Below are 7709 nucleotides of genomic sequence, written 5' to 3' on the forward strand. Positions count from 1 at the left end.
CAGCGTCCGGCGATGGGCAGGTCGTCGAAGTTCCCGAACTGCCTGACGATGTCGGGGTCGCCGGAGTTGTCGTTGCGGTTCTTCAGGTAGAACGTGCGATTCCCGGGCCGGTAGACGCCGATGGTGTCGTAGGGGTCGCCGTCCCAGTTGCCCACCACTGGAAGGTCGCCGTTGTTCCCGAAGTGGAACGCGCCGTCCGCGTCTCCGGAGTTGTCGTTGCGATTCTTGAGATAGAAGGTCCGGTTGTCGGGCCGGTAGACGCCGATGGTGTCGTACTGGTCGCCGTCCCAGTTCCCCGCGATCGGGATGTCGCCTTCGCTCCCGAACCTGAAGGCGCCGTCGGCCTCCCCTGAGTTGTCGTTGCGGTTCTTGAGGTAGAACGTCTGATTGCTCGGGCGGTACACGGCGATGGTGTCGTACCCGTCGCCGTCCCAGTCGCCTACGAGCGGGATGTCGCCCTTGTTGCCGAACCTGAAGGCACCGTCCGCGTTCCCTGAGGTGTTCGAGTTCTTCAGGTAGAACGTCTGGTTGTCCTCTTTGTACACGCCGATCGAGTCGACGCCGTCGCGGTTCCAGTCCCCGGCCAACGGCACCATGCCGGCATCGCCGAGCCTCGCCGAACCGCCCCCGGGGAAGTAGAACGTCCCGTTCTCGGGCCGGTACAGACCGATCTGGTCGACAGCGCTCGCCCGCGCGGCGGCGATGAGGGTTCTGGCCTTCGCCTCGGCCTGGTCGTACCGTTCGGGGTGCGCCGAGCGCTGCACCATCTGCGCGATCTGGCCGGCGGTGCACGAGGCGCACTGCCGGTCGGCCGCGATGGCGCCGTCGAAGAACTTGTTCGACGCGTACGTGACGTTCATGATCTGCGCGGGGGTGCCCCATCCCTGGCTGGGGCGCTGCTGGAAGACGCCGAGCGAGTCGCTGTCGCCGCAGGGCAGGTTGTTCATGTGGGATTCGATCCAGCCGGCCTCGAAGCCGGCCAGCAGCACGCGGTCCGAGACCTGGCGGCTCGCGGCGACCTGGTAGACGGTCGCGATCACCGCGGGATCGTGTCCTGAAGGGACGGTGCACAGGACACCGACGTCCTGTGTGGATTCTGCGGTCGCCGGAGGGGCCGAGACCGCCATGGCGGCCACTGCGGCCGCCACGATGAGGAGCCATCGTCTGGTGTGGGTGAGTCGTCGAATCATCGAGGTTTCCTCGCTTGCAAGGGGACGCCGGCACTCCCACTGGAGCTCAATCGGTGAGGTGACTCACACGAGCCGGTCGAGATGCGACGCTAACGACGCACTGCGTCAAGACAGCCTCAAACCAGCGTCAGCCCATGCCGCTGGGCAATGGAAGGCTGCAATCCCGATGGACACCGGCCGTGCGGACGCAGACCCGCCGGTGGCGACCACGTCGGCGGGGGCGACCTCGACGCATCAGATCTGCTGCCGTTGGCGGTCCGGCGATGTGCCTGGTCGGCGTCGCCCTGCAGACACCAGGCATCGGTGACGGCGACGGCTGGCGCCCCGGGCTCACACCGGCGCTGTCTCGATCCGCAGATGCGCTCGGCAAGGTCTCAGGTGCGCGAGGTGGAGGTCCGCAGGTCGGTGGGCGAGAGACCGGTGGACTCTTTGACCTTGCGGGAGAAGTGGAAGCTGGTCTTGAACCCGCAGCGGGTCGCGATCGATCCGACGGTGAGTCCGGTGGAGGTCAGCAGTTCGACGCCGAGTGAGATGCGCCGGTCCCAGAGGTACTGGACCGGGGTGGTGTCCATGTGGGAGCGGAACATCCGGACCAGGTGGGCCGGGGTGACCGAGGCGGCTCTGGCGATGTCGGTGAGCGTCACCGGCCGGTCGAGGTGGTCGTGGATGAACAGGCGGGCGGTCTCGATCGAGGCCGGCAGTGCGGCGGGCAGGTTCCTGAACTCGGCGATGAACCGCCACAGCAGCGCGGTCGCGAGCGCGTCCACGAGGGCGCCGTCGGCGGTGAGCCTGGTCTGCTCGGTGGTGACGGCCTCGCGGGCGAGGTAGGTCAGGGCCGAGGAGAGGGTCCTGTTGGGCCGCAGTGCTTCGAGCCAGGCGCGCATCTGGTCGGTCGCCTGCTCCATGCGGCCGCGCACGAGCGTCTCGTGGGTGTCGACGTCGCCGTCGAAGCGGATCTCCTCGGTGTGCCCGGGCAGGAGCAGGCAGATCTCTCCGGCCGCGACCTGGCGCGGAGGGCCGCCGTCGAGGCGCAGGCGCATCGAACCGGCGTGGATGAGCATGAGCTGGATCTCCTGCCGGCGGCGCGGGCCGATGCGGGACCCGGCGGGCTGCACGAGCTGCCTCGCAGTCGCGTCGGCGACGCGGAGTCGGCGGGCCTGAGCATCAAACTGGGACACAGATCAGTCTATTACAGCCATGTCGGCAGAGGTCGAATCCTGGTGTCATGACTCCATGCGTGAAACTGAGACACAACTCCTCGTGGTCGGGGGCGGCGTGGGCGGCGTCCTGGCCGCCGTCACCGCCGCCGGTCGCGGCATCCGGACGACGCTCACCGAGCCGACCGACTGGCTCGGCGGCGTGCTCACCACGCAGGGGGTGCCGCCGGACGAGCACGTGTGGATCGAGCGGTTCGGGTGCACGGCGACCTACCGGGCCTACCGGGAGGCCGTGCGCGCGTACTACCGCAGGCACTACCCGCTGACCGAGGCCGCGGCGGCGCGGCGGGCGTTCAATCCCGGCGGCGCGAAGGTCTCCGACCTGTGCCACGAGCCGCGGGTGACCCTCGCGGTCATCGAGGCCATGGTGGCGCCGCTGCGCGCCTCAGGGCTGCTGCGCGTCCTCATGGAGCACGAGCCGGTCGGTGCCGAGACCGACGGCGACCGCATCACGGCGGTGACGGTACGCGACCGGCGGACCGGCGAGACCACGGCGATCGCGGCGCAGTGGGTGGTCGACGCGAGCGAGACCGGGGAGCTGCTGCCCCTCGCCGGCGTCGAGTACGTCACCGGCGCCGAGGCACGCGGCGAGACCGGGGAGCCGCACGCGCCCGAGGTCGCCGACCCGATGAACATGCAGCCGGTGTCGGTGTGCTTCGCGCTCGACCACAGGCCCGGCGAGGACCACGTCGTCGACCGGCCCGACGGATACGACCGGTTCAAGGCGGCGCGGGCCCTCGACTGGCCCCACGGCCAGCTGTCGCTGACCGCGCCGCACCCGAAGACCAGGCAGCCCGTCCAGCACATGTTCGTGCCCGACCCCGAGGGCGACCCGGCGCTCATCCGGCCCGACTACGACGACCGGCGGGTCGGGTCGATGGACCGGAACCTGTGGACGTTCCGGCGGATCGCGGCACGGGCGAACTTCCGGCCCGGGACCTACCCGGGCGACCTCACCCTCGTCAACTGGCCGCAGATCGACTACTGGGGCGGGCCGGTGTTCGACCACCCCGACGCCGCCGCGCACGAGCGGGCGGCGCGGGAGTTGAGCCGGTCGTTCCTGTACTGGCTCCAGACCGAGGTGCCGCGACCCGACGGCGGCACCGGCTGGCCCGGGCTGCGCCTGCGCGGCGACGTCCTCGGCGACAGCGCCGACGGCCTGGCGAAGGCGCCCTACATCAGGGAGTCGCGGCGCCTCCGCGCCGAGCACACCATCGTGGAGCAGGAGCTGTCGCTCGCGGTGCGCGGCGAGGCCGGCGCGGTCGCCCACCCCGACAGCGTCGGGGTGGGCATGTACCGGATCGACCTGCACCCCTCCACCGGCGGCGACCCGTACATCGACATCGGCTGCTGCCCGTTCGAGCTGCCGCTGGGTGCGCTGATCCCGGTCCGCGTCGAGAACCTCCTGGCCGGCGCGAAGAACATCGGCACCACGCACATCACCAACGGCGCCTATCGGATGCCGCTGGTGGAGTGGAACATCGGCGAGGTCGCCGGCCACCTCGCGGCGTTCTGCACCGAGCGCAAGACCTCGCCGCGGCAGGTCCGGGCCAGCGAGGCGCTGCTGGCGGAATTCCACCGCGAACTCGACGACGCCGGCATCGAGCGGCACTGGCCGCGGATCGCCGGCTACTGAACCACGCCGGCCCCTCAACAGGATCATCAAAGGAGATGACGTCATGGGCACACCCAGAAGCATGATCGCGGCGCTTGCCGCCGCGACGGCACTGCTCGCGAGCACCGCCGGATGCGGTTCCGGCACCGACGACTCCGGCGAGGTGGTCATCACCTGCGCCACCTGCCAGGAGAGCCCGACCGACCCGTTCCTCCAGTACAACCACGAAGCGGCGCAGCGGTTCAACGACGCCTACGCCGGCACCTACCGGATCGAGACGATCGACAACCCGAACGCCGGGTCGAGCGACGACCGGCTCCAGTACTACCAGCGCCTGGCGCTCGCCGGAGACCTGCCGGACCTGTTCCAGCTCAACTCCGGTGAGATCAAGGCGCTCCAGGAGACCGGCAGGCTCCACGACTTCGCGCCCGCCCTCGACGGCGACGAGGCGTGGGCCGCGACCTTCCACGAGGAGGCGTTCGACGCGCTGGAGGGAACCGGCGGGCAGGTCTGGGCCATCCCGCAGCAGCACGACGCCATCGGGATCTACTACAACACCGCGCTCCTCGAAGCGGCCGGGTACGACGCGTTCCCGACCACCTGGGACGCGTTCGAGGACCTTGCGGCCGCGCTCGAGGCGCAGGGGCTGATCGCGATCGCGATGGACGGCGACTGGGCCACCAAACTCATGTGGGCCAACCTGATCGGCACCCAGGACGGCGGCACGGCGTTCCTGACCGAGGACATCCTCGACAGCGGCGACTGAGGGGAGGATCCCGCTGTCGTCCGAGCGACCGAGCGGTTGCGCGACTGGCACCTCGAAGGATGGGTGAACGCGGACGCGTTCTCCGGGGACTTCCAGAACGCCGCCGCCCCCTACCTGACCGAAGAGGCGGCGATGGTCGCCAACGGGCCGTGGTTCGTCAGCACCAACCTGCGCACCGACGCGGCCGCACCGGGCCTGTACGAGCACACCGGGTACGCGCCCGCACCCGGCTGGACCGAGGGCGAGCGGGGCTCGGTCGTCGTCTCCGGCGCCGGATGGGTCTCCGGGGCCGCCGACGAGCGCGAAGCCGAAGCGGTCGAGGCGTTCGTCAAGTTCATGACCTCCGAAGCGGAGGTGCTGACCCAGGCGGAGCAGACCGGCGCGAACCCACCGGTGCAGGTCGCACCCGAAGCCGCCGCGGCAGCCGACCTGGAGCCGCTGTCGACCGGTCTCGCCGCGGAGGCCGCAGACCTGACCTACCGCTACCCGCACGCTCGGGTGCTCGGCCCGGCGGGCCTCGACTCGGCCTGGAAGAACCTCTGGCCCGCATACGTGGAGGGCGACATGACGACCGACGAGTTCCTCCAGCGTCTGACCGACGACTCCAGCGCGGACGGGCTCTAGACGCACATGAGCACCGTCACCTCGCACAGGCTCACGCGCCGGGCCGCCGGCCCGGGCAGGCGGCCCGCCCGTGCCGCGGCCGGGACACCCGTCCCCCGAGGCATGCGCGGACCGGTCGCCCTCTCCCTCCTGCCCGGGCTCGTCCTGTTCGGGACGTTCTTCCTCGTGCCGTTCGCCGTCCTCGCGGTCACCGCGTTCGCCGAGTGGGGCGGCCTGGACTTCACGTGGACCGGCGCCGAGAACTACCGGAGGATGTTCACCGACCCGGTGTTCTTCAAGGCGTTCGGCAACACGCTGTTCTACGCCGCGGCCTCGGTGCTCGTCCAGGTCCCGCTCGGCATCGCCGTGGGCATGGTCCTCGCACTGCGCCCGCGCGGATGGAAGGCGCTGCGCACGATCATCTTCGTGCCGTTCGTGATCTCCGGCGCGGCGTACGCCCTGATCTTCTCCATGTTCTACAACCCGCGCTCAGGGCTGCTCAACAACGTCCTCGGCGCGCTGGGAATGCCGGGCGCGCGGGACTGGCTCTTCGAGACCGCGACCGCACGATGGGCCGTCGCGGGGACCTTCGTGTTCATCATCGGGTTCGTCGTGGTGCTCGTGATGGCGGAGATCGCCTCGATCCCGCGCGAGCTCTACGAAGCGGCGTCGGTCGACGGCGCGACGACCTGGCAGCAGCTCACGCGGATCACCCTGCCGCTGCTGCGCAACGTCATCGGCACGGCGATCCTCATCAGGCTGCTGGTCGACATCGGCATGTTCGACCTGGTGTTCATCCTGACCGCCGGCGGACCCGACGACGCGACCGCGACACTCGCGCTCTACGCCTACCGCGCCTATGTGGCCGGACAATGGGGCTACGCGAACGCCATCGGATCGATCATCATCCTCATCGGACTGGTACTGATCCTGACCGTCCGCCGAGCCTTCAGGATCGGGGAGCGGACACTGTGACGGCGATGGCGAGCACGAAGCGGCCGGCGTGGGCGAACGCGCTGATCCACACCTTTCTCGGAGCCGCGGCCCTGCTGTCGCTCGCGCCGACGGTGTGGGTGATGGTCTCGAGCTTCAAGACCGGCAACCAGATCTTCACCGGGGACGGGTTTTGGCCGGCGCCGTTCACCCTGCAGGGCTTCGTCGACGTGTTCACGCAGATCCGACTCCACGACTACCTGCTCAACACCCTCCTCTACGCGGGGCTGGGGACCCTCGGCGCCCTGTCGGCGGGATTCCTGGCCGCCTACCCGCTGGCGAGGTTCGCCTTCCTCGGGCGCAACGCACTCGTGGCCCTGTTCTCGCTCGCCCTCGCGCTGCCGTTGGTGGGGATGGCCACGCCGGTGTTCTTCGTGGTGCGAGAACTGGGGATGTTCGACTCGCGGGCGGGCATGGTGGTCCTCTACGCCGCACTCCAGTTCCCGTTCACGTTCGTGGTGCTCCGGTCGTTCCTCATCTCGACGCCGCGCGAATTGGAGGAGGCGGCGATGATCGACGGCGCCGGCTACTTCACGACCCTGTTCCGAGTGGTCCTCCCGCTGGCGCGCCCGGCCCTGGCGACCGCGGGGGTGGTGGCGTTCGTGAACATATGGAACGAGTTCTTCTTCGCCAACCTCCTGCTGATGTCGCGGGAGAACCAGAACGTCCAGCTCGCGCTCGCGGGGTTCAAGTCCCAGTTCGGATTCAACGTCACCGGCGCCGTCGCCGGGGCGACGCTCGTGATGCTGGTCCCCATCGCCATCTTCCTGATCCTCCAGCGCCAAGTCATCTCCGGCCTCACCGCCGGCGCGGTGAAATAGCGACCCGCAACCGGCATCGTGAAGTGACATCGGGCGGGGCATCCGGAAACGGGCGCCCCGCCCTCGCGCTGCTCGATGTGCCTCATCGCTGACACCTGAACTGCGGGTTGTAGCCGTGAGGGTGAACGGTGCAAAGAAACTTGGATCCGGACCCATCCGCGGCCACCCTGGTGCCGAATCTCAGACATGGCCGGGCGCCGAGCGCGTCTGTGGCCGATACCCGATCTGAGAGGCAATGAAGATGCGCAATCGACTCCTGACCCGCACCGGAGCGCTCGCCGTGGCCGCCGGCTTCGCGATCGCGCTGTCGGCGTGCGGATCCGACGACTCCGGCAGCGAGGACGCCTCCGACGACGCCATGGCGACCGAGGAGACGATGGAGGAGACCACCGAGGAGATGACGCCGGCTGGGGAGTTCGGTGCGGCGTGCTCGGCGGTCCCGGCCGACGGGGAGGGCTCCTTCACCGGCATGGCCGACGACCCGGTCGCCACCGCCGCGTCCAA

At 69.6% G+C, this 7709-nt stretch carries 5 protein-coding genes and 2 pseudogenes; 5 read left to right on the top strand and 2 right to left on the bottom strand.

What is annotated here, in order from left to right:
• Nucleotides 1-1190, bottom strand: a 1190-nt coding sequence (locus BLS99_RS25400) for a hypothetical protein (protein WP_143034955.1), incomplete at its 3' end; no start/stop codon positions are given.
• Between the two features lie 374 nt (nucleotides 1191-1564).
• The gene (locus BLS99_RS25405) at nucleotides 1565-2368 is read right to left on the bottom strand and encodes a helix-turn-helix transcriptional regulator (protein WP_091054538.1); all 804 of its coding nucleotides are present in this window, start codon (nucleotides 2366-2368) and stop codon (nucleotides 1565-1567) included.
• A gap of 55 nt (nucleotides 2369-2423) precedes the next feature.
• On the opposite strand from BLS99_RS25405, the gene BLS99_RS25410 reads away from it, so the two are divergent.
• The 5 genes and pseudogenes from BLS99_RS25410 to BLS99_RS26710 all read left to right on the top strand — a co-directional run.
• Nucleotides 2424-4043: an FAD-dependent oxidoreductase gene (locus tag BLS99_RS25410; protein WP_091054537.1), complete on the top strand. Its 1620-nt coding sequence runs from the start codon at nucleotides 2424-2426 to the stop codon at nucleotides 4041-4043.
• Between the two features lie 61 nt (nucleotides 4044-4104).
• Nucleotides 4105-5412: pseudogene (locus BLS99_RS27245) on the top strand (ABC transporter substrate-binding protein).
• 102 nt (nucleotides 5413-5514) lie between these two features.
• On the top strand, nucleotides 5515-6366 hold the full coding sequence (locus BLS99_RS25425; protein ID WP_176953539.1) for a carbohydrate ABC transporter permease: 852 nt from the start codon (nucleotides 5515-5517) through the stop codon (nucleotides 6364-6366).
• A gap of 5 nt (nucleotides 6367-6371) precedes the next feature.
• The gene (locus tag BLS99_RS25430) at nucleotides 6372-7205 is read left to right on the top strand and encodes a carbohydrate ABC transporter permease (RefSeq protein ID WP_176953538.1); all 834 of its coding nucleotides are present in this window, start codon (nucleotides 6372-6374) and stop codon (nucleotides 7203-7205) included.
• A 241-nt stretch (nucleotides 7206-7446) separates the two neighbouring features.
• Nucleotides 7447-7709 (top strand): annotated as a pseudogene (locus BLS99_RS26710) (fasciclin domain-containing protein); the annotation flags it as partial.

Source organism: Glycomyces sambucus (assembly GCF_900102815.1).
Taxonomy (GTDB): domain Bacteria; phylum Actinomycetota; class Actinomycetes; order Mycobacteriales; family Micromonosporaceae; genus Glycomyces; species Glycomyces sambucus.

Coding starts and splice junctions, on each gene's coding strand:
- BLS99_RS25430 (WP_176953538.1), top strand. CDS start 6,372: ATGGCGAGCACGAAGCGGCCGGCGTGGGCGAACGCGCTGATCCACACC.
- BLS99_RS25410 (WP_091054537.1), top strand. CDS start 2,424: ATGCGTGAAACTGAGACACAACTCCTCGTGGTCGGGGGCGGCGTGGGC.
- BLS99_RS25425 (WP_176953539.1), top strand. CDS start 5,515: ATGCGCGGACCGGTCGCCCTCTCCCTCCTGCCCGGGCTCGTCCTGTTC.